Genomic DNA, 22052 nt, shown 5'->3' with positions numbered 1-22052 from the left:
CTTTGCGTGGCCGCACGTGTCGTCGCGCGTTCGCGTGTCACGTGACGTGTTCCGTAACATCGCCGCCTGCCGCGCGTCACGTTGGCTGCAGAAGCCTGCACGATCGAAGCAGCGCAAGGCTTTTCAAGCCTGGCACTCTTATTGCTCCCTGTCAGGGAAACAGGTTGTCAGGGAGACCCAACATGAATACCGTCGAAGTCCTCAGCCGCAGCGAAACCATCGACGCACTGGACGTGATCGACGGCGAATCGCTGATCCGCCGGCTCGTGTCCGAAAGCCGCATGCCGGCCGCCCGCGAGGCCCGATGCGTCGACAATCCGCCGCTGACGCTGTACGGCGCATTTCGCCAGGGCATCGCCGATCACGGCGCACGCCGCGGGAATCCGTATCGCGCCGGCAGCCGTTTCTGGGCGCTGTGGGAAGAAGGACGTCTCGAAGCTGAAACATCGGGCCGGTAACGCGGCTGCGCGCGCCGGCCCTGTCTCGGCAAGGGCCGGCGCGAAACATCCCGCCGAACGCATGCCGGCCGACCGACCGGCATGCGTTCATCGCTGCAACATCGCACGGGGTCTCGCGTATCGGCTGCCGTGCAACTGGCCGTACCCGAGATCCATGCACGTGCCGCTTGATGGCGTTCGGCGTTGCGCACTCCCTGCGCGCCGCGCGGCAGTCGTTTCCCGATAAGATGGCGAATTCCGTTCATCGAACGATGCCGCCATGACCGCCTCTTCTTCCTCGCACCGCAATCCCATCCACTGCGAAATCGATCTCGACGCACAAGGCAAGCACGCGGGCTACCTGCGGCTGCCGCATTCCGTCCACCGCTCGGCATACGGCTGGCTGCCGATCCCGATCGCGTCGATCCGCAACGGCGACGGCCCGGTCGCGCTCGTGATGGCCGGCAATCACGGCGACGAGTACGAAGGCCAGATCATCGTGTCGCAACTGATGCGCGAGATCGAGCCCGAGATGGTCAGCGGGCAGTTGATCCTGCTGCCGATGGCGAATTTCCCGGCAGCGGATGCCGGCCTGCGCGTGTCGCCGCTCGACGGAGGCAACCTGAACCGCAGCTTCCCCGGCGACCCGACCGGCACGCCGACGCAGATGATCGCCCACTACATCGAGCACGCGCTGCTGTCGCGCGCGCAGTATCTGGTCGACCTGCACTCGGGCGGCAGCTCGCTGCTGTACCAGGGCGGCAACATGCTCGCGATCGATCCGCTCGACGCCGACGAAGCCGCGAAGCTCAACGGGCTGCTGGTCGCGTTCGGGCTGCACAATGCGCTGCTGCATGCGCCGAATCCCGTGCATTCGGCGTCGGCCGCGCGCCGCCAGGGCGCGATCTCGATCGTGACCGAACTCGGCGGCGCGGGCATGGCCGATCCGTCGCTGATCCGGATGGGCCGCCACGGGCTGCTGCACTACCTCGGCCATATCGGGCTGCTGCACGGCGCGCTCGTGCCCGATGCGCCACCCACCGTCACGCGCTTCATGCGCGTCGACGGCGAGCGCCATTTCGTCTATGCGTACGAGCGCGGGCTGTACGAGCCGCTCGTCGAACTCGGCGACCAGGTGAAGGCCGGGCAGCCGGCCGCGTGGGTGCATTTCCCCGATACGCCGCTGCGCGAGCCGGTACTGCACCGCTTCAAAGGTGACGGCGAAGTGGTGTGCAAGCGCGTGCCCGCGCAGGTGCAGCGCGGCGATTGCCTGTTCCAGCTGGCGGAGTTGTCGGCGCCGCCGAGCATCGGCCAGACGGCCTAAATCCGGACCTCTCTCCTTTCCACGCTGTCTGCCAGTCATGGCGGACGGCATGCGTTCGTCATTAACCAACTTGACAAATTAACTTACTTGGTTATGATCGCAGATGGAAAAGAGAACGCCTCATTGCAAGCTGCTGCGCGTGAAAGCGCTCGTCGAATCCGGCCAGGTCCGGCTAACGGCGAGCGCGGTACTCGGCGCCCGGCTATTGGGTTTCACGGAACGGGAGGCGCTCGGTGTCGTGCTGTCGCTGACCGATCTCGACTTCCACAAGAGTATGACGACGTACGCCGACCACACGATCTGGCAGGACGTCTACCGGCCTTTCACGGTGCGCGGCGACGTGTACCTGAAACTGACGGTGATCGACGATGTGCTGATCGTGTCTTTCAAGGAGCGTTGAACATGAAGTGCCCTGCCTGCGGTGCCGCCAAGCTGGTCCGCGACACGCGAGACATCCCATATACCTACAAGGGCCGGTCGACTGTCGTTCGCGATATCACCGGCGATTTCTGCCCGGCCTGCGGGGAATCGGTGCTGGATCTCGACGAGGCCACCCGTCTCGGCGAAGCGATCACCGAATTCAACAAGCAGGTGAACGCCACCCTCGTCGACCCGAAGTACATCGCGAAGGTGCGCAAGAAGCTGAAGCTGGACCAGCGCGAGGCGGCCGAGCTCTTCGGCGGCGGCGTCAACGCGTTCTCCCGTTACGAGACAGGCAAGACGAATCCGCCGCTTGCCCTCGTGAAATTGCTGAAGCTGCTGGATCGTCACCCCGATCTGCTCGCCGAAGTGCGAGCGGCATAGGCGCTCGCGCTTCAGGATCGCGCATACGTCCGGCACACGCCTCAACGCATGCGCGATCCCCCGTCACCCCACCCCACTCCCGCTGCAAGCCTTCTGACGCTTCCCGCGAAATCCTTATCGAAATTGCTTCGTTCGCCTTTGCCGGCCGCGCCGCTAACGTGTTCAAAACGGCGGCGGCCCGCCACCCGCATCCCAGCAGGACACGCACCGGCCGCCGCCATCACGACAACCGCGTCGCGATAACGGAACAGACCGGACGGGCCGCGTGCCCGCACCCCGCCAGGAACGTCCGCATCGCGCGCCTTTCGCGATGCCCATGGCCACGACCGACCGCATCATCGACACGACGCCGCTCGACGTCCGCGCGCAACCGCTGATCGACGCGCTGATCGACGAGTATTCGACCCGTTACCACGCGTATCGGCCCGACAGCGAGGCATCCGCCCGCGAAGAACTCGCACGCTACCCGGCCGACGTGTTCGCGCCGCCCGAAGGCGCGTTCGTGCTGCTGCTGCGCGACGGCGAGACGATCGGCGGCGGCGCGTTCAAGCGCTACGACGCGCAAACCGCCGAACTCAAACGCATCTGGACCCGCTCGGACCTGCGCCGCCAGGGCCTCGCCCGCGTCATCGTCGAGGCGCTCGAACTGCGTGCCGCGCAGCAAGGCTATCGCCGCATCTACCTGACCACCGGTTTTCGCCAGCCCGAAGCATGGGCGCTGTACGACCGCACCGGCTATACGCGGCTGTTCGATTCGTCGATCGACCCCGAAGCGTATTTCCACCTGCGGTTCGGCAAGGATCTCGCCGATCCGTCGCGCACGTCGACGCTGGCCGACCTGTGGGCGCCCGTGCCCGAACCGGTGCTGTCGCGCTGACCGCGACGGCCCCCGCTTCCCTCCGATTTCCGCTTGCCACTCCAGGACGCTTTCATGCAACGAGCCGTACCGCTTTCTTCCCGTGCCGTGCGCACGCTGGCCGCCGCGCTGATCGGCCTGACTGCGTTCGCCGCAGCCGCGGCCGCCGCCACGTTCGACCTGAGCCCCGAGCAGCGCGGCCGCCCGCGCGGCGTGGCCGATGCGGCCGTCGAGCGCGCGGTGCCCGCGTCGTTCAAGTTCGCCGAACCCGGCACGCTGACGATCGGCGTTGCGCCGAGCCTGCCGCCGATCAGCTCGTATGCGACCGACGCGCGCACTGTGATCGGCTTCGACGCCGACGTCGGCCAGCTCGTGTCCGACAGCCTCGGCCGCAAGCTGAAGATCGTCGCGCTCGCGTGGGCCGACTGGCCGCTCGCGCTCGAATCCGGAAAAGTCGATGCGGTGATCTCGAACGTCACCGTCACCGAGGAGCGCAAGCAGAAGTTCGATTTCTCGACCTACCGCAAGGACCAGGTCGGCTTCTACGTGCGCAACGACAGCAAGATCCAGGCGATCCGCGAGCCGAAGGACGTCGCGGGGCTGCGCATCGTGACCGACGCCGGCACCAACCAGGAAAAGATCCTGCTCGCGTGGGATCGCGAGAACGTCGCGCACGGGCTGAAACCCGTGCAGATCCAGTACTACGACGACCAGGCGATGCGCATCGTCGCCGTGCAGTCGGGGCGCGCCGATGCGGTGTTCAGCGTGAACTCGGTGCTCGCGTACCAGAGCGCGCAGCAAGGCAAGACGCGCCTCGTCGGCGCGATCAGCGGCGGCTGGCCGCGCACGGCAGACATCGCGATCGCGACGCGCCGCGGCAGCGGGCTCGCCGATCCGCTGACCGTCGCGCTGAACGGGCTGATCAAGAATGGCCGCTACCAGCAGGTGCTCGACCGCTGGAACCTCGCATCGGAAGCGATCGACCAGTCGCGCACGAATCCGCCGGGGCTGCCGAAGAGCTGAACGCCGCGCACGCGCACCGTCCCTTCACGCTCACGCCACGCTCACGCAGGAACGCCACTCACCATGTCTTATTCGCTTTCGTTGCTCGACAAGAGTCCGATCGCCGACGGCGCGAACGCCGCCGACGCGCTGCGCTTCACCACGACGCTCGCGCAGCGCGCCGAACAGCTCGGCTATGAGCGCTTCTGGGTCGCCGAACATCACGGCACGCCGGCCTTTGCAAGCTCGGCGCCGGAGATCGTCGTCGCGCACCTGCTCGCGCACACGTCGCGCATCCGCGTCGGCTCGGGCGGCGTGATGCTGCAGCACTACAGCCCGTTCAAGGTCGCCGAAACCTTCAAGGTGCTGGCCGCGCTCGCGCCGGGCCGCGTCGATCTCGGCATCGGCAAGGCGCCCGGCGGGCTACCGCTGACCACGCGCGCGCTGCAGTGGTTCCACGACAAGGCGCGCAAGCCGGATTTCGCGGGCCAGCTCGCGGAGCTCGACGCGTTTCTCGGCTGGGGCGTCGCCGAGGATCATCCGCTCGCCGGTGCCGTCGCGCTGCCCGTGCCGCCGCAGGCGCCCGAACGCATCCTGCTCGGCGGCTCGCCGGACAGCGGCGCGCTCGCCGCGCGCAACGGCTGGCGCTTCTGCTACGCGGGGCACTTCAACGGCGACGACGCGAACCTCGAACGCTCGCTGGACGCGTACCGCAGCGCGGGCGGCACCCGGCCGCTGGTCGCGCTGTACGCGGTGGCCGCGCCCACGCGCGACGCGGCCGAGCAACTGATCGGGCCGCTGAAGATCTTCAAGCTGCAGTTCGCGGGCGGCCAGAGCTTCAATCTCGCCAGCGCGCAGGCGGCCGCCGAATTCGCGAGGCAGAGCGGCGCGTCCGACTACCGGATCGACGAGTTGCGCCCGACGGTGCTGGCCGATACGCCCGAACGCGTCCACCGCGCGCTCGACGCGCTGAGCCGGCGGCTCGACGTCGATGCGTTCGTGATCGATTCGCCGGTGACCGACTACGCGGCGCGGCTCGCATCGGCCGAATGGCTCGGCGGCGCGCTGTCGGCCACGCCGTTGCAGGCGGCCCTCGCGGCCGACCGCTCCCTTTCCCCTGACCAGAACGCGTGACGCGCCCATGACGACCCGACGATCGATTCCCTTCGGCCTGATGCTGCAAGGCGCAGGCAGCCACATGAATGCATGGCGGCACCCGAGCAACCCGCCGGACGCGAGCATCAATCTCGATTTCGCGATCGGCATCGCGCGCCAGGCGGAAGCCGCCGGCATCGCGTTCGCGTTCGTCGCGGACGGCCTCTACATCAACGAGAAGTCGATCCCGCACTTCCTGAACCGCTTCGAGCCGCTGACCGTGCTGTCGGCGCTCGCGGTCGCGACGAAGAAGATCGGGCTCGCGGGCACGATCTCGACGTCGTACAGCGAGCCGTTCACGGTCGCGCGCCAGCTCGCGTCGCTCGATGCGATCAGCGGCGGGCGCGCGGGCTGGAACGTCGTGACGACGCCGCTCGAAGGCACCGCGAAGAATTTCGGCAAGGCGCATCCCGATCACGAACTGCGCTACGAGATCGCCGACGAATACCTCGACGTCGTGCAGGGCCTGTGGGACAGCTGGGACGACGACGCCTTCGTGCGCGACCGGGCGACCGGGCGCTTCTTCGATCGCGACAAGCTCCACACGCTCGACCACCACGGCCGCTTCTTCCAGGTCGCGGGCCCGCTCAACATCCAGCGCTCGCCGCAGGGGCAGCCGGTGATCTTCCAGGCCGGTTCGTCGGATACCGGCATCGGCCTCGCGGGCAAGTATGCGGATGCGGTGTTCACGCATTCGCCGTCGCTCGACGAAACGGCCGCGTTCACGCGGCGCGTGAAGCAGAGCGCGATCGAGCACGGCCGGCAAGGCACCGACGTGAAGATCTTCCCCGGCATCGGGCCGATCGTCGGCCGCACCGCGGCCGAGGCCGAGGACAAATACCAGGCGATCCGTAACCTGCTGACGATCGACGAGGCCCTCGCGTATCTCGGCCGCTATTTCGATCACCACGATTTCACGCAGTACGCGCTCGATGCGCCGTTCCCGGAACTCGGCGAGCTCGGCCGCAACAGCTTCCGCTCGACCACCGACCGGATCAAGGCCGACGCGAAACAGAAAGGCCTGTCGCTGCGCGAGACGGCGCTCGCGGTCGCCACGCCGCGCCCGAACTTCATCGGCACAGCCGAGCATGTCGCCGACGAGCTGATCCGCTGGCACGACGCCGGCGCCGGCGACGGTTTCATCCTCGGCTTCGCGGTGCAGGCGCAGGGCGTCGAGGATTTCATCGAACTCGTGATTCCCGTGCTCGAGGCACGCGGGCGCTACAGCCGCGACCTGCCCGGCGCGACGCTGCGCGACCACCTCGGGCTGCCGCGCAAGGCCAGCCGCTACGCGGCGCCTGGCGCGCCGCACGAAACGGCCGCCGAAGCGCACGCCTGACACCCGCCGCCGCGCCGCCCGTGCGCGGCGCGCCCGCCCGACCGATTCGAGGATTTCCACCGACATGAGCGACACGACCCACCTCGGCGGCGCGCTGCCGCCGCTCTCTTCCCCCGGCGCGCGCGACGCCGGCACGCGTTTCCGGATCGTGCCCGCGCGCCACCGGTCGCGCACGGCCGGCACCGTGCTCGCCGTCGCGCTGATCGCGATCGTCCTGCATTCGATTCTCGGCAACCCGCAATGGGGCTGGCCGGTGTTCGCCGAATGGTTCCTGTCGCCGCCGGTGCTGTCGGGGCTCGCGCGCACGCTGGTGCTGACGCTGCTCGGCGCGGTGTTCGGCCTCGTGCTCGGCGCGTTCGTCGCGCTGGCCCGGCTGTCGCGTTCGCGGCTGCTGTCGGCGAGCGCGTGGACCTTCGTGTGGCTGTTCCGCTCGATTCCGCTGATCGTGCTGCTGCTGATCCTGAACAACCTCGGCTACCTGTACGAGCATGTGCGGCTCGGCGTGCCGTTCACCGACATCGTCTGGTTCGACACGCCGACGACCGACCTGATCAGCCCGTTCCTCGCGGCCGTGCTCGGCCTCACGCTGCACCACGCGGCGTTTTCCGCGGAGGTGATTCGCGGCGGCATTCTCGCGGTCGACCAGGGCCAGCTCGAGGCGGCCGCCGCGCTCGGGCTGCCGCGCGGCCGACAGACCACGCGAATCGTGCTGCCGCAGGCGATGCGCGCGATCCTGCCGACCGCGTTCAACGACCTGATCATGCTCGCGAAAGGCACGTCGATGGTCTACGTGCTCGCGATGCCCGAGCTGTTCTATACGGTGCAGGTGATCTATCGCCGCAATCTGGAAGTGATTCCGCTGCTGATGGTCGCCACCGTCTGGTACCTGATCATCCTGACCGTGCTGTCGGCCATCCAGGTGCAGGTCGAGCGGCACTATGCGCGCGGGGCGCTGCGCAACCCGCCGCCGTCCGTCATCACGTTCGCGCTCGCGCGTATTGGCGTGCTGTGGCGGCGTGTGGCGTCCCGTCACGCGGCATCGGTCGCGCAGGCTCACGGCGATGGCGACGCGGCGACCGCCGTCGCACCGCGCGCCGGCGGCGAAGTGGCCGTGCATGGCGTGTCGAAGCAGTTCGGCATGCAGCGCGTGCTCGACAACGTGTCGTTCGTCGCGCCGCGCGGCAGCGTGACCGCGATCGTCGGGCCGTCGGGCTCGGGCAAGTCGACGCTGCTGCGCACGATCAACCATCTCGAACGCGTCGACGACGGCTTCATCGACATCGACGGCGAACTGATCGGCTATCGCCGCGACGGCGACGTGCTCTACGAGCTGAAGGAACGCGACGTGCTGACGCGGCGCACGGCCGTCGGGATGGTGTTCCAGAACTTCAACCTGTTCCCGCACCTGACCGTGCTCGAGAACCTGGTCGAAGCGCCGGTCGTCGTGGGCGGCATCACGCGCGACGCCGCCGAACGCGTCGCCCGCACGCTGCTCGCGCGCGTCGGCCTCGCGGACAAGGCCGATGCGTATCCGCGCCAGTTGTCCGGCGGCCAGCAGCAGCGCGTCGCGATCGCGCGGGCGCTCGCGCTGCGCCCGAAGGTGCTGCTGTTCGACGAGCCGACGTCGGCGCTCGATCCCGAGCTCGTCAACGAGGTGCTCGACGTGATCAAGGAACTCGCGCGTTCGGGCACGACGCTCGTGATCGTCACGCACGAGATCGGCTTCGCGCGCGAAGTCGCGGACAACGTGCTGTTCATGGAGCGCGGGCGCATCGTCGAAGCCGGGCCGCCGGCCGTCGTGCTCGATGCGCCGTCGCATCCGCGCACGCGCGCGTTCCTGTCGCGGGTGCTGTGATGCGCGCCGCTGCCTGCCTGCGAGGTGCCGCACGATGACCGACCGACGCCAGTTCATGACCGCCGCGCTGATCGCGGCAGCGGGTAGCCTTCCGTGGCACGCGGTGCATGCAGCCGCCGCGACCGCGGATCTCGATCCGCGCCAGGCCGGCCGCCCGCGCGCGCAACCCGACGACGCGGCGATCCGCGCGGCAGCCGGCTACCGCTGGGTACGCGACGGCGCGTTCACGGTCGCGATTTCACCGCACGCGCCGCCCGTGTCGACCTACGCGACCGACGCGCGCACCGTGGTCGGCGCCGATCCCGACTATGCGCAGCTCGTCGCCGACGCACTCGGCCGCACGCTCGTGCTGCTGCCGATCGCGTGGGCCGACTGGCCGCTCGGGCTGACGTCCGGCAAGTACGACGCGGTGATCTCGAACGTCGGCGTGACCGAGAAGCGCAAGGAGAAATACGATTTCACGACCTACCGGCTCGGGCTGCACGGCTTCTACGTGCGCACCGGCAGCCCGATCGCGAAGCTCGCCGAACCGAAGGACGTCGCCGGCCTGCGCATCATCACCGGCGCGGGGACGAGCCAGGAGCGTATCCTGCTCGAGTGGAACAAGCGCAACGTGGCTCAGGGGCTGAAGCCGGCCGAGCTGCTCTATTTCGACGACGATGCGGCGGCGCGCGTCGCGCTGCTGTCGGGTCGCGCCGATGCGGAGCTGAACCCGAACGCGTCGCTCGCATACGAGGCCGCCCGCACGGGCAAGATCCGCCGCGTCGGCGTCGTCAATGCGGGCTGGCCGGCCAACGCCGACGTGGCGATCGCGACGCGGCGCGGCAGCGGGCTCGCACCCGCGCTGACGCTCGCGACGAATGGGCTAATCGGCAACGGCCGTTACGGGCAGGCGCTCGCGCGCTGGGGCTTGCAGAGTGAAGCGATCGCGCGTGCGGAGACCAATCCGCCGGGGCTGCCGTCGTTTTGACGGCGTCGATGGGGCGATGCCCGACATGACCTCGCCCCGGCATGCCACGATGGCCATGCCGGGGCGCGTCGAAGCAACATCGTTGGCTGCAGGAGCCTACGCCGTCACCGCCGCGTGATACCGGTCGAGTTCCGCGACCTGCGCATGAATCGCCGGAATCAGCTCGCGCCCGTAATCGAGCGCATCGTCCAGCGGATCGAACCCGCGAATCAGGAACGTCGACACGCCGAGCCGGTAATACGCGCCGAGCGCCCGCGCGACCTGTTCGGGCGTGCCGACCAGCGCGGTCGAATTCCAGCGCGCGCCGGTCAGGTTCGCGACACCCATCCACAGCCGCTCGTCGAGCACGTCGCCTTGCGCGGCCGCCGCCATCAGCCGTTGCGAACCCGCATTCTGCGGCGCATGGCCGGCGATCGGCTGGCCGTTCGCGAGCCGTGCCGCGCGCACGCGCTCGCGGATCGCCTCGGCCTTCTCCCATGCGGCCGCTTCGGTAGCGGCCACGATCGGCCGGAACGACACGCTGATGCGCGGCGCCCGCCCGAACGGTGCGGCGGCTTCGCGCACGCGCGCGATCTGCTCGCGCACCGATGCGAGCGGCTCGCCCCATGTCATGTAGACATCGGCATGCTCGCCCGCGACCGCCAGCGCAGCCGGCGACGAACCGCCGAAATAGATCGGTACGTGCGGCCGCTGCGCGCCCTTCACGACCGGCGACGCGCCGCGCAGCCGATAGAACGCACCGTCATGGTCGACCGGCGCGTCGGCCTGCCAGATCCGTTTCAGCACGTCGAGATATTCGCCGGTGCGGCGGTAGCGCGCATCGTGCGGCGCGAAATCGCCGTCGCGCTGCAGGTCGGCATCGTCGCCGCCCGACACGACGTTCAGCGCGAGCCGGCCGCCGGAAAACACGTCGAGCGTCGCGATCTGCCGCGCGGCGGCAGACGGCACGATCACGCCCGGCCGGTGCGCGAGCAGGAGGCGGATGCGTTCGGTCGCGGCGGCCGCGAACGACGCGACGATGAAACCGTCCGCCGCGTTGCTGAAATGGCCGACCAGGATCTGGTCGAAGCCGGCGGCCTCGTGCGCCTGCGCGAAGCGGCGCACGTAGTCGGGCTGGACGGCCGCGCCGCCCGGTACGTCGACCTCCGCGCCGGGTGTCGCGGTGATCATGCCGATGATGTCGACTGGCATGTCGGAATGTCCTTGGGGTACTTGATCGAAAATCGCGGCGGAGGCAGCCCGCTTACTGCGCGGCGGCCGTCTTCTGCGCCGGCGCCGCGAACGCGCCCGCATACGAACGGTCGAGCAGCTTCGACGTGTCGTACGCGACCGGAATCACGCCGGCCTTGTGCAGGAAATCGGCCGTGTTCTGCGCGTCCTTCGCGGCCGTCTCGTCGACCGGGCCGACGCGCTGCTTCGCGTTGTTGAGCCAGCGGTACGCGACGTCGGGTTCAAGCTTCGCGCGCTTCGCCCACAGGTCCGCATACTCGCGCGGATGGTTGTCGACCCACTGGCGCGCGGCAACCACGCGCCGCAGGAAATCGGTGATCTCGGCGCGCTTGCCGGAGACGGCCTGCTCGTTCGCGGCGACGAAGCTCAGCGCCGGCATCAGCCCCTGCGCGGTCGTCACGGCCCGCGCGCCCTGCCGCAACGCGAGCGTGCTGACGAACGGCTCCCACAGCGACACGGCGTCGACCGAGCCGTTCGCAAGCGCGTTGGTCGCATCGATCGGCATCAGGTACGCGTACTTGACCGAATCGGCGCGCAAGCCCGCGTGTTCGAGCGCGCGCAGCACGAGCTGCTGGCTCCACGCGCCGCGCCAGACGGCGATGGTCTTGCCTTGCAGGTCGGCCACGGTGCGCACCGGCGAATCCTTCGGCACGAGAATCGCGACGCCGTCGAGGCTCTGCCGCGACACGGCGACCACCTTCACCGGCGCGCCGCGCGCGGCCAGCGTGAGCAGCGCGGAATCGCCGAGAAAGCCGACGTCGATCGCATTGCCGTTCAGCGATTCGGCGACGGGCGCCGCGGCCTGGAAATGCTTCCACTCGATCGTGTAAGGCAGGTCCTTCAGCACGCCGGACGCCTCCATCGACGCCTGGATGTTGAAGTAGTTCTGCTCACCGACGCGCAGCGTGACGGTGTCCTTGGCCATGCCCGGCTGCGCGGCAAGCGCCAGCAAGAGTGCCGTGACGATTCGACTCAACAACGTGATCTCCCGGTGGGTTGGCGGGCGGCCGCGCGAGAGCGGCGCCCGGTGGTCCGCCGTGCACGGTGACCGGCGGAACGGATGGAACCGCTGAAGATACGTCGATCTTCATCATGAAACAAACGCAATATTCTTCTATGCAAAGATGCAAATGTTTTATGACAAGGCAGGCGTCGCCGGATGCCGCCGGCCGCGCTCGAGGGAATCCGGTTCGAATGAATCCTCGACAGATATTTCGTGCGCGAAATAAATCACGGACTATATTTCGCATACGAAATAACTACCCGTCACGAGGACAGCCATGACCTCCGAGCCCATCGAGTTTTCCGCCGCCGACGGCTACGCGCTGCACGGCACGCTGTGGTCGCCGGACGCGCCGCCGCGCGCGCTGGTGCTGATCCATCCGGCAACGGCCGTGCCGGAGCGGCTGTATGCGGGCTTCGCGCGCTTCCTGACCGAACGCGGCTTCGCGGCGCTCACCTACAACTATCGCGGCATCGGCGCGTCTCGCCCCGCGCGCCTGGGTGCGTTGAAGGCCCGCATGCGCGACTGGATGGAGCTGGACGTGGGCGCCGCGACCGCGTGGGCGCGGCAGGCGTACGAAGGGTTGCCGCTGCTGGCGGTCGGCCATAGCGTCGGCGGGCACGCGATCGGGCTGTCCGCCGCGACGCCGCACCTGCGCGCGGCCGTGCTGGTCGCCGCGCATGCGGGCAGCACGCGGCTGATCACGCAGGCGGCCGAACGCCTGAAGGTGCGGCTGATCCTGCGCGTGCTCGGCCCGCTGCTGTCGGCGCTGCTCGGCTACGTGCCCGGCAAGCGGCTCGGGCTCGGCGAGGACATGCCGGCCGGCGTGTTCCGCGAATGGAGCCGCTGGACCACGCTGCCGCACTATTTCTTCGACGATCCGACACTCGGCGCGGCCGAGCGTTACGCGAAACAGCAGTTGCCGATCCTCGCGCTCGGCTTCGACGACGACCCGTGGGCGAACCCGCCGGCGATCGGGCTGCTGGTAAGCTATCTGACCTGCGCGACGGTCGAACGCCGCCAGATCGATCCGCACGCGGCGGGCAGCGGCCCGGTCGGGCACATGGGCTTCTTTCGCAGCCGCCCCGGCACCGTGCTGTGGCCCGACGTGGCCGAATGGCTCGCGCAGGCGCTCGACACGACGCGAACCGCGGGCCGCCCCTCCCTTTCCATTGCAGCCGGGAACCCAGCTTGAGCGAAGACCGACGACTGTTTTTCATGTTGAACATCGGCCAGCGGCGCGTGCAGCGCTGGATCGACCGCAAGGCGGAGACCGAGACGCGTGCGAGCGCCGCGCAGGCCGGCGCATTGTTCTGTCTCGCGAAACAGGATGGCGCGCTGATCGGTGAAGTCGGCGCCGCGCTGCAGCTCGCGCCGTCCGCGATGACGGGGCTCGCCGACCGGATGGCGAAAGCCGGCCTCATTACGCGTCACGCCGATTCGGACGACGGCCGCGCGACGCGCCTGTACCTCACCGATGAGGGCCACGCCGCGCTCAAGCGTGCGCGCGTGCTGCTGCGCGAACTCAACGGCAAGCTGTGCGACGGGTTTTCCGACGACGAACTCGATGTCGTCGCGCGCTGGCTGCATGCATTGCAGGAGCGGTTTCCGGCGGAGCGTTGAGCAGCGTGGTGCCGTCGCTCCATTGACGGCACGTGCGCGGCGCGCATCACGTCAATGCATGTCCGTCAGCACGATGCGCCCGTCGACCTTGCCTTCGCGCAGCTTTGCGAACACGTCGTTGATGTTGCCGAGCCGGTCGCGATGGATATGCGCGCGCACCAGGCCGTCGGCCGCGAAGTCGAGCGATTCCTGCAGGTCGCGCCGCGTACCGACGATCGACCCGCGCACGGTGATGCCGTTCAGCACGGTCGAGAAGATCGGCAACGGGAAATCGCCGGGCGGCAAGCCGTTGAGTGCCACCGTGCCGCCGCGCCGCACCATCCCGAGCGCCTGCGCGAATGCACTGCGCGACACGGCCGTGACGAGCACGCCATGCGCACCGCCGATCTCCTTCTGGATCACCTTGGCCGGATCGTCGATCGACGCGTCGATCGTCAGTTCCGCGCCGAGCTGCCGCGCCAGCGCGAGCTTGTCGGGTGAAATGTCGATGGCCGCGACGTGCAGGCCCATCGCACGCGCATACTGCACGGCCACGTGCCCGAGACCGCCGATGCCGGAGATCGCGAGCCACTGGCCCGGGCGCGTATCGGTGACGCGAATGCCCTTGTAGACGGTGACACCCGCGCACAGGATCGGCGCGATCTCGTCGAACGCAACCTGCGCGGGCAAATGACCGACGTAGTCGGGATCGGCCAGCACGTATTCCGCGTAGCTGCCGTTCACCGAATAACCGGTGTTCTGCTGGCCGTGGCACAGCGTTTCCCAGCCCGTGTGGCAGTACTCGCAATGGCCGCAGGCCGTGTAGAGCCATGGCACGCCCACGCGATCCCCCTCGCGCACGTGCGTGACGCCCGCGCCCACCGCCGCGACGATGCCCACGCCTTCATGCCCCGGAATGAACGGCAACGTCGGCTTGACCGGCCAGTCGCCATCGGCCGCGTGCAGGTCGGTATGGCACACACCCGACGCCTTGATGTTGACGAGGATCTGGCCGGGCCCCGGCGTCGGCACGGGCACTTCCTCGATGCGCAGCGGTTCGCCGAATGCGTGCACGACGGCCGCTTTCATGGTTTGGGTCATAGGTCGCTCCTGCCTAGTCGATGAGCGATCCAGTATCCGGTTCCGGAATCGAACGACGTTGATACGCATCAACACGCGGGCAATGCACGGCGATGGCCACCGCTACAAGGCGTCGCACCGTCGCGCGACGTGGAATCGTGCTGGCTCCCGACTCAGGAGCGGAGGTCCGCGCCCGCTGCATCGATCAGCGCAGGGCTGCTTCGGGCGGGCCGCTTCGACGGACACCGAACGCGGGCAGCACGCACCTGGCCGGCGTATCGGCAACGCGTCGGCCGTCGGCGTGCACATCGCGTCATCCGGTTCAGGCGATCGCTCCGAACACCGCGCAGGCAGTTTCCGCTCCCGCCGCCATTCCCCCCATCCGCCAGAAACCCGACAGGATCCCGCCATTCAGCTTGGATTTTGAAATGATATAACATATCATTTCGCGTGCTCGTCCGCCTGACGCCGTTCCACAGTGGGTGGCCGAGCCTCGCCGAGCCATGTTCCAACGGGTCACTGCGCGCCACTGACGCAACAATATATCGTATCCAGCCGTGACCTGCATCGCTCGTTATCCGATCCGATTCCAACCGATTCACCGACCATGCGCGACCTCCCTCGTCTACCGCTTCGCCCGCTCTCGTCCCTTTCGCTGATGCTGTTCGCCGCCGTCGCGCACGCGCAGACCGAACCGCCCGCCGTGTCCGGCACGCCGCCGACCACCACGCTCGCCCCGATCTTCGTGACCGCGAACCCGCTCGGCGACAACGAACTGATCGCGCCGACCGCCCAGCTTTCCGGCGATGCGCTGACGCGCCGCCAGGCCGATTCGCTCGGCGAAACGCTGAACGGGCTGCCCGGCGTGTCGACCACCACCTACGGGCCGATGGTCGGCCGCCCGATCATCCGCGGGATGGATGGCGACCGGATTCGGCTGCTGCAGAACGGCGTCGCGGCGTACGACGCGTCGTCGCTCTCGTACGACCATGCGGTGCCGCAGGACCCGCTGTCGATCGAACGCGTCGAGATCGTGCGCGGCCCGGCCGCGCTGCTGTACGGCGGCAATGCGGTGGGCGGCGTCGTCAACACGATCGACAACCGGATTCCGCGCGAAGCGATCCAGGGCGTGACGGGGGCGCTCGACGCGCGCTACGGCGGCGCGAACTCGGTGCGCGCGGGCGCCGCGCAGGTCGAAGGCGGCAACGGCCGCTTCGCGTTCCACGTCGATGCGTTCGACCGCGAGACGAGCAAGCTGCGGATTCCCGGCTACGCGCGCAGCAGCGCACAACGCGCGATCGACGGCCCCGACGCGCCGCAGCCGTACGGCAACGTACCGAACAGCGACGGCCGCGTGCACGGCGGCGCGGTGGGCGCGTCGTACACGTGGGCGGACGGCTTCGCGGGCCTGTCCTACAGCGGCTACGAATCGAACTACGGCTCCGTCGCGGAAAGCGACGTGCGGCTGCGGATGCGCCAGGAGCGCCTCGCGCTCGCGTCCGAGGTGCGCAACCTGAGCGGGCTGTTCACGAAGCTGAAATTCGACTTCGCGTACACCGACTACCGTCACAAGGAAGTGAACAACGGCGAAACCGCGACCACCTTCCGCAATCGCGGCTACGAGGCGCGCATCGAGGCAACGCATCGCAAGATCGGCCCGTTCGAAGGTGCGATCGGCGTGCAGTTCGGCCAGAACACGTTCTCCGCGCTCGGCGACGAATTGCTCGTGCCGTCCACGCGCACCAACAGCGTCGCGCTGTTCGGCCTCGAGGAATGGCAGGTCGTCCCGGCGCTGAAGCTGAGCCTCGGCGGCCGCTTCGAACACGTGAAGGTCGATCCCGATCCGGCCGGCGTCGAGAAATTCGCGGGGGCGCAGCCGCGCGAATTCAACGCGGGCAGCCTGTCGGCCGGCGCCCTGTTCTCGCTGACGCCCGTGTGGTCGGTGGCGGCCAACGTCGCGTACACCGAACGCGCGCCGACCTTCTACGAGCTGTATTCGAACGGCCCGCACGATGCGACCGGCCAGTTCCTGATCGGCAACCCGAACGCGTCGAAGGAAAAGGCCGTGTCGACCGACCTGTCGCTGCGCTACGCGAGCGGGCCGAATCGCGGCAGCGTCGGCGTGTTCTACAACCGCTTCTCGAACTACCTGACCGAGTACAACACCGGCCGCGTCGTGAACGGCGACGACGAGCCCGTCGCGCCCGGCACCGACGGCGCGCTCAACGAAGCGATCTATCGCGGCGTGCGCGCCGAGTTCTACGGCATCGAGCTGGACGGCAAGTGGCGTGCGTTCGCGCGGCGCGGCCATACGGTCGACCTCGAACTGACCGCCGACTACACGCATGCGCGCAACGTCGACACGGGCCAGCCGCTGCCGCGTATCGCACCGCTGCGCGCGACGCTCGCGGCCGACTACGGTTACGGCCCGTTCGGCGCGCGTGCGCAGGTCACGCACGCGTGGTCGCAGCATCGCGTGCCCGACAACGATTTCTCGACGGACGGCTACACGTCGCTCGGCGTGATGCTGACGTACAAGTTCCGCGTCGGCCCGACGCACTGGCTCGCGTACCTGCGCGGCGACAACCTGACGAACCAGGAGATCCGCTATTCGACCTCGGTCGTGCGCGGCTTCGCGCCGCAGGGCGGCCGCAGCATGATGGCCGGGTTGCGCACCACGTTCTGACCCTCTCGTGGTCCGCGGCGCCCGCCGCGGGCCTCTCTCCGGCGCCCCTCCCTGCGTCGCGAGTTTCCGTTGATCCGCGATAACCGCCAATCGTGCGGCATTCGCCGGCGACGCTCACCGGTTCCCTCCCCAATTAAATACAAATCGAATCCCGATATTCATCCATAAATCGGAACAGATTCATCAGACAATTATTAGCAAAACAAGTGCTTTTGTTTCACCTACGAAAACCGGTTTCAAATTCCACATATAAACCTTTTAATCACGGGCACTCCGCCGATTTTTGATCAAAATCAGGAACGCCCGCCTGGCAACGATTCCAGCGCTAAAAAAACTAATATCAGGGTTTTCGAAGGGTAAAGAATCATCCCGGATACCCGTTAATGCCGACACGAGCCCGTATCTGGTCGAACAATAAATTCAATTCGTCAACCACACGCACAGAGGCACACTGTGAAAATCGCCAGAATGAGCATCAAGACAAAACTCCTTGGCGGCTTCGGCCTGCTCGCCGCGGTCGTCGTGATCGTGTCGGGCATGGCACTCAAGGCGCTATCCGATACCAACGCCGAATTTTCCCGCTACATGAACGGCATCAATGCGCGGGCGACCGTTTCCGCGCAAATCCGCACCGCGGTCGACCGGCGCGCGATCGCCGCGCGCAACCTCGTGCTCGTGACCAAGCCGTCCGACGTCGAGCTCGAACTGGCCGAGGTGAACCAGGCGCACAAGGACGTGCAGGATCACCTCGCGAAGCTCAAGGACCTGATGGCGAACGCGACGGACACCTCCGATCGCGCGCGCGAACTGGTGGCCGACATCGTGCGCATCGAAGGCAGCTACGGGCCCGTCGCCCTGCGCATCGTCGGGCTCGCGCAGGCCGGCAAGAAAGACGAGGCGACCGCCGACATCGACGACAACTGCCGGCCACTGCTCGCGCAACTGGTGCGCGCAACCGATGCATACGCAACCTATACGCATGAACGCGAGCTTGCGATCGCGCAGCAATTCGCGGATCGCTATGCGATGGAACGCAACCTGCTGGCCGGCATCTGCCTGATCGCGGTCGTGGTCGCGGCATGCGGCGGCCTGTGGCTGACGCGCAAGATCACGGTGCCGATCGGCTCGGCCGTGGACGTCGCGCGCACGGTCGCGAACGGCGATCTCGGCAGCCGCATCAACGTGAGCGGCAACGACGAGACGCGCGATCTGCTCGACGCGCTGCGAACGATGAACGAGCGGCTGATCGGCATCGTCGGCCGCGTGCGCGATTCGTCGAACAGCATCGCGCATGCGGTCGGCGAGATCGCATCGGGCAACCTCGACCTGAGCCAGCGCACCGAGGAACAGGCCGCGTCGCTGCAGGAAACCGCCGCGACGATGGAGGAATTCACGTCGACGGTGCGCCTGAACGCGGAGAACGCGCAACAGGCCAGCTCGCTCGCCGCGAACGCGTCGGACGTCGCGCAGCGCGGCAGCGCGGTGGTCGGCCGCGTGGTCGACACGATGACGGAGATCGGCCAAAGCTCGTCGAAGATCGCGGACATCACGGGCATCATCGAAGGCATCGCGTTCCAGACCAACATCCTTGCGCTGAACGCGGCCGTCGAAGCCGCGCGTGCGGGCGAACAAGGGCGCGGCTTCGCGGTGGTCGCCAGTGAAGTGCGCAGCCTCGCGCAACGTTCATCGACGGCGGCGAAGGAGATCAAGGAACTGATCTCCGCATCGGTGCAGACGATCCGCGACGGTTCCGAACTCGCGGGCGAAGCCGGCAAGACGATGTCGGACGTCACGCAGGCCGTCGCGCGCGTGACGGACATCATGGGCGAGATCGCGGCCGCGTCGGCCGAGCAGAGCCGCGGCATCGACCAGGTGAACCTGACGATCACGCAGATGGACGAGACGACCCAGCAGAACGCGGCGCTCGTCGAGCAGGCCGCGGCCGCATCGAAGTCGCTCGAGGCGCAAGGCCGCGAGCTGTCCGAAACGGTGGCCGCGTTCCGGATGCCGTCCGGCACGCACGGGGCGTCGCCCGGCGAGTACGCGCATGAGCCCGCCGCGCATCACTGGCAACCGGCCACTGTGTAGCCACGGAACTGCGTAACCGATACCGCAAGGAGACGACGATGCGCCCGCTGTTCCGCCGATCCGCCTGCGTCACGCTCGCGCGCCCCGCGCGAAGCGCGGCCGCACGCGGCACGCGGTGCAGTTGCGTATCGTCGCCGTCCGGCGCGGCCGGTTCGCGTGCACGACGTCGCGCTTCGCCGATTCGCGTCGCGCATGCGCGGCACGCCTACGCGCCGCTCGGTGCCGCTCGCGCGTCGTCGCAGCCGCGGCATCGCCGGTTGCTGCCACCGACCGGCGCGGGCCACGGGCGCACGTCATGAAATGCCCATCGTCACGCTCGATCGCGCGTGACGCGCGCGCTTGCGCATCACACGGCGCACGCTGAATCGGCAGCGCTGCGCAAGTTTCGATCCCGCCCATGTTTCTCACGTTGCCACACCGGCGACATGGAGATCGCGCTGCATTCGCACGCGCATCGCTCGCCGATGCAGACTTTTAAAACAGCCGAATGACGAGTATGCTTAAAAAAGCACTCCCCGTTCGGACGGCGAATCGCGTGCCCTGATTCCCGTCCGATCGCATTGCGGCCCCATCGTTCTGCGCGCACCGCGCATCGATGGCGGCGTCTGCTTCTCGCGCCACGGCCGCACGAACCTTTCCCTCAACAATCGTCAGGAGAGCTGGTGAGCCGACTCGTCGTCGTATCCAATCGCATTGCAGATCCCCGTAAAGCCGCGGCCGGCGGGCTCGCCGTCGCCGTGAAGGACAGCCTGCAGGAATCCGGCGGCGTGTGGTTCGGCTGGAGCGGGAGGCTACGCGGCGGCGACGACCAGCCTGCGCACGGCGACGAGGTGCAGATCCAGAACGTCGGCGGCATCCAGCTCGCGACGATCGATCTCGATCCGCAGGACTACGACGCGTACTACCTCGGTTATTCGAACAACGTGCTGTGGCCGGTGTTTCACTACCGGCTCGATCTCGCGCAGTTCGACCGCCGCTTCGCCGACGGCTACCGGCGCGTGAACCAGCTGTTCGCGCGCAAGCTGCGCACGCTGCTGCGCCCCGACGACACCATCTGGGTCCACGACTACCAGCTGATTCCGCTCGCCGCCGAGTTGCGCGCGATGGGCTGCACGAACCCGATCGGCTTCTTCCTGCACATTCCGATGCCGCCGCCGCCGATCATGGCCGCGATCCCGGAGCACGAATGGCTGATGCGGTCGCTGTTCGCCTACGATCTCGTCGGCTTCCAGACCGAGTCGGACCTGCTTCACTTCGAGCATTACGTCGAAGCGGAAGCCGGCGCCGCGCGGCTGCCCGACGGCCGCCTGCGCGCGTTCGGCCGCACGCTGTCGGCCGGCGCATTCCCGATCGGCATCAACGTCGACGAGTTCGAATCGCTCGCGCGTGATCGCGACGGCCTCGACATGTTCGAGCGCATGCGCGATGAATACTCGCGCCGCCAGTTGCTGGTCGGCGTCGACCGCCTCGACTACACGAAGGGGCTGCCGCAGCGCGTGAATGCATTCCGCCAATTGCTCGAGCAATATCCGGAGAACCGCAACCGCGCGACGCTGATCCAGATCGCCGCGCCGAGCCGCGAGGATCTCGGCGCATACGACGACCTGCGGCGCGAGATGGACAGCCTGTGCGGCGCGATCAACGGCGACTACGGCGAACTCGAATGGATGCCGATGCGCTACATTCACCGCACCGTCGCGCGCAAGCGCTTGCCGGGCCTGTACCGCGCGAGCCGCGTCGCGCTCGTCACGCCGCTGCGCGACGGGATGAACCTCGTCGCGAAGGAATTTCTCGCCGCACAAGATGCCGCCGACCCGGGCGTGCTCGTGCTGTCGCGTTTCGCCGGCGCGGCCGAGCAGTTGAAGTCGGCACTGCTCGTCAATCCGTACGACACGCAAGGCACCGCGCAGGCGATCCAGCGCGCGCTCACGATGCCGCTCGAAGAGCGCCGCCAGCGTCACGCAGCGCTGATGGCGATCGTGCGCAAGACCGACGTGCACTGGTGGCGCACGCGCTTTCTCAACGCGCTCGCCGAGGCAGCCGAAGTCGCGGCCGCGGCAGAATCCTGACCCGCCCGACGCGCGTTCACGCGTGCGTCGCCGCGTGTTCGAGCGCCGCGCCGTTCACGTCGCACAGGTCGACCGACACCGGAATGCCTTCGCGCAGGCTCTCCGTCAGTACGCAGTACGCATCGAACTGATCGAGCACGCGCTGCGCGGCTGCGAGATCGGCCCACGTCTTGCCGATCGACAGCCGTACCGACATCGCGCCCACGCGCACCCGGCCCGCTTCGTTCTGCACCATGTCGACGTCGATATGCGCGGCAATCGGCTGCGGATCGACCTGCTGCTTTTCCAGCGCGAACTGCAGGCTCGCCGCGAGACAGGTCGCGACGGCCGCGGCCAATAACCGGATCGGGTTCGGCCCGCGTCCGTCGCCGTGCGGCGGCGGTTCGTCGGTGAGCACCGGTGCCAGCGTCGTGCCGGCGAATACCACTTCGAAACAGAAACGCGCCTGCTGCGCGACATCGACCGATACGTGCGCCTCGCTCATGGCGACTCCGTGGAGATCAACGGGGAAAGGAATGACGGCACGCAGTCGCTTCGACGCGCGCCGCTCGC

General features: G+C 68.0%; 19 protein-coding genes. 15 read left to right on the top strand and 4 right to left on the bottom strand.

The annotated features are described in order from the left end of the window. Positions 1-182: 182 nt before the first annotated feature. The 10 genes from LGM56_RS04945 (at position 183) to LGM56_RS04895 (ending at position 9742) form a co-directional block, all read left to right on the top strand. The gene (locus tag LGM56_RS04945; RefSeq protein ID WP_089427445.1) at positions 183-458 is read left to right on the top strand and encodes a hypothetical protein; all 276 of its coding nucleotides are present in this window, start codon (positions 183-185) and stop codon (positions 456-458) included. Positions 459-717: 259 nt separating this feature from the next. After that, positions 718-1761 carry a succinylglutamate desuccinylase/aspartoacylase family protein gene (locus tag LGM56_RS04940; protein ID WP_226203177.1) on the top strand — a complete coding sequence of 348 codons (1044 nt, stop codon included), beginning with the start codon at positions 718-720 and terminating at the stop codon, positions 1759-1761. A gap of 103 nt (positions 1762-1864) precedes the next feature. Beyond that, a complete protein-coding gene (locus LGM56_RS04935) occupies positions 1865-2161 on the top strand; it encodes a type II toxin-antitoxin system MqsR family toxin (protein WP_089427443.1) in 297 nt (98 codons plus the stop codon). Between the two features lie 2 nt (positions 2162-2163). After that, positions 2164-2565, top strand: a complete 402-nt coding sequence (locus LGM56_RS04930) for a type II TA system antitoxin MqsA family protein (RefSeq protein WP_089442431.1) — start codon at positions 2164-2166, stop codon at positions 2563-2565. A 316-nt stretch (positions 2566-2881) separates the two neighbouring features. Next, complete coding sequence (locus LGM56_RS04925; protein ID WP_226203175.1) at positions 2882-3442, top strand: GNAT family N-acetyltransferase; 561 nt, start codon at positions 2882-2884, stop codon at positions 3440-3442. A gap of 54 nt (positions 3443-3496) precedes the next feature. Continuing rightward, entirely contained in the window at positions 3497-4444 is a 948-nt protein-coding gene (locus tag LGM56_RS04920) for an ABC transporter substrate-binding protein (protein WP_226203173.1), read from the top strand. A gap of 63 nt (positions 4445-4507) precedes the next feature. After that, the gene (locus LGM56_RS04915; protein ID WP_089496902.1) at positions 4508-5557 is read left to right on the top strand and encodes an LLM class flavin-dependent oxidoreductase; all 1050 of its coding nucleotides are present in this window, start codon (positions 4508-4510) and stop codon (positions 5555-5557) included. A 7-nt stretch (positions 5558-5564) separates the two neighbouring features. Next, on the top strand, positions 5565-6917 hold the full coding sequence (locus tag LGM56_RS04910) for an LLM class flavin-dependent oxidoreductase (RefSeq protein ID WP_226203171.1): 1353 nt from the start codon (positions 5565-5567) through the stop codon (positions 6915-6917). A 64-nt stretch (positions 6918-6981) separates the two neighbouring features. Further along, on the top strand, positions 6982-8772 hold the full coding sequence (locus LGM56_RS36915) for an amino acid ABC transporter permease/ATP-binding protein (protein WP_319000749.1): 1791 nt from the start codon (positions 6982-6984) through the stop codon (positions 8770-8772). A 34-nt stretch (positions 8773-8806) separates the two neighbouring features. Further along, positions 8807-9742: an ABC transporter substrate-binding protein gene (locus LGM56_RS04895; protein ID WP_226203169.1), complete on the top strand. Its 936-nt coding sequence runs from the start codon at positions 8807-8809 to the stop codon at positions 9740-9742. A gap of 96 nt (positions 9743-9838) precedes the next feature. Here LGM56_RS04895 and LGM56_RS04890 read toward each other — a convergent pair whose 3' ends face one another. Next, a complete protein-coding gene (locus LGM56_RS04890; protein ID WP_226203167.1) occupies positions 9839-10933 on the bottom strand; it encodes an LLM class flavin-dependent oxidoreductase in 1095 nt (364 codons plus the stop codon). 52 nt (positions 10934-10985) lie between these two features. Next, a complete protein-coding gene (locus LGM56_RS04885; RefSeq protein ID WP_179254893.1) occupies positions 10986-11951 on the bottom strand; it encodes an ABC transporter substrate-binding protein in 966 nt (321 codons plus the stop codon). Between the two features lie 301 nt (positions 11952-12252). On the opposite strand from LGM56_RS04885, the gene LGM56_RS04880 reads away from it, so the two are divergent. Together LGM56_RS04880 and LGM56_RS04875 are read left to right on the top strand one after the other, a co-directional pair. Next, a complete protein-coding gene (locus LGM56_RS04880; protein ID WP_226203164.1) occupies positions 12253-13170 on the top strand; it encodes a serine aminopeptidase domain-containing protein in 918 nt (305 codons plus the stop codon). After that, entirely contained in the window at positions 13167-13598 is a 432-nt protein-coding gene (locus tag LGM56_RS04875) for a MarR family winged helix-turn-helix transcriptional regulator (protein ID WP_059240503.1), read from the top strand. The genes LGM56_RS04880 and LGM56_RS04875 overlap by 4 nt, the downstream gene beginning before the upstream one ends. 51 nt (positions 13599-13649) lie before the next feature. On the opposite strand, the gene adhP is transcribed toward LGM56_RS04875, so the two are convergent. Beyond that, positions 13650-14678, bottom strand: a complete 1029-nt coding sequence (gene adhP / locus LGM56_RS04870) for an alcohol dehydrogenase AdhP (RefSeq protein ID WP_047849938.1) — start codon at positions 14676-14678, stop codon at positions 13650-13652. Positions 14679-15264: 586 nt separating this feature from the next. On the opposite strand from adhP, the gene LGM56_RS04865 reads away from it, so the two are divergent. The 3 genes from LGM56_RS04865 to otsA all read left to right on the top strand — a co-directional run bounded on the left by LGM56_RS04865 (position 15265) and on the right by otsA (position 21500). Next, positions 15265-17343, top strand: coding sequence for a TonB-dependent receptor (locus LGM56_RS04865; protein ID WP_226203162.1), 2079 nt, complete (start codon positions 15265-15267; stop codon positions 17341-17343). 468 nt (positions 17344-17811) lie between these two features. Beyond that, positions 17812-19431 carry a methyl-accepting chemotaxis protein gene (locus LGM56_RS04860; RefSeq protein ID WP_226203160.1) on the top strand — a complete coding sequence of 540 codons (1620 nt, stop codon included), beginning with the start codon at positions 17812-17814 and terminating at the stop codon, positions 19429-19431. Positions 19432-20093: 662 nt separating this feature from the next. Next, a complete protein-coding gene (gene otsA, locus LGM56_RS04855; protein ID WP_089442420.1) occupies positions 20094-21500 on the top strand; it encodes an alpha,alpha-trehalose-phosphate synthase (UDP-forming) in 1407 nt (468 codons plus the stop codon). 16 nt (positions 21501-21516) lie between these two features. Here the strand turns inward: otsA and LGM56_RS04850 are convergent, their stop codons facing one another. Next, positions 21517-21984, bottom strand: coding sequence for an OsmC family protein (locus tag LGM56_RS04850; RefSeq protein ID WP_089462593.1), 468 nt, complete (start codon positions 21982-21984; stop codon positions 21517-21519). Positions 21985-22052: the final 68 nt, after the last annotated feature.

The organism is Burkholderia sp. AU38729 (genome assembly GCF_020419725.1).
Lineage (GTDB): Bacteria > Pseudomonadota > Gammaproteobacteria > Burkholderiales > Burkholderiaceae > Burkholderia.
The sequence above is the reverse complement of the archived record's forward strand: the minus strand, read 5'-3'. Positions and strand labels throughout refer to the sequence as shown.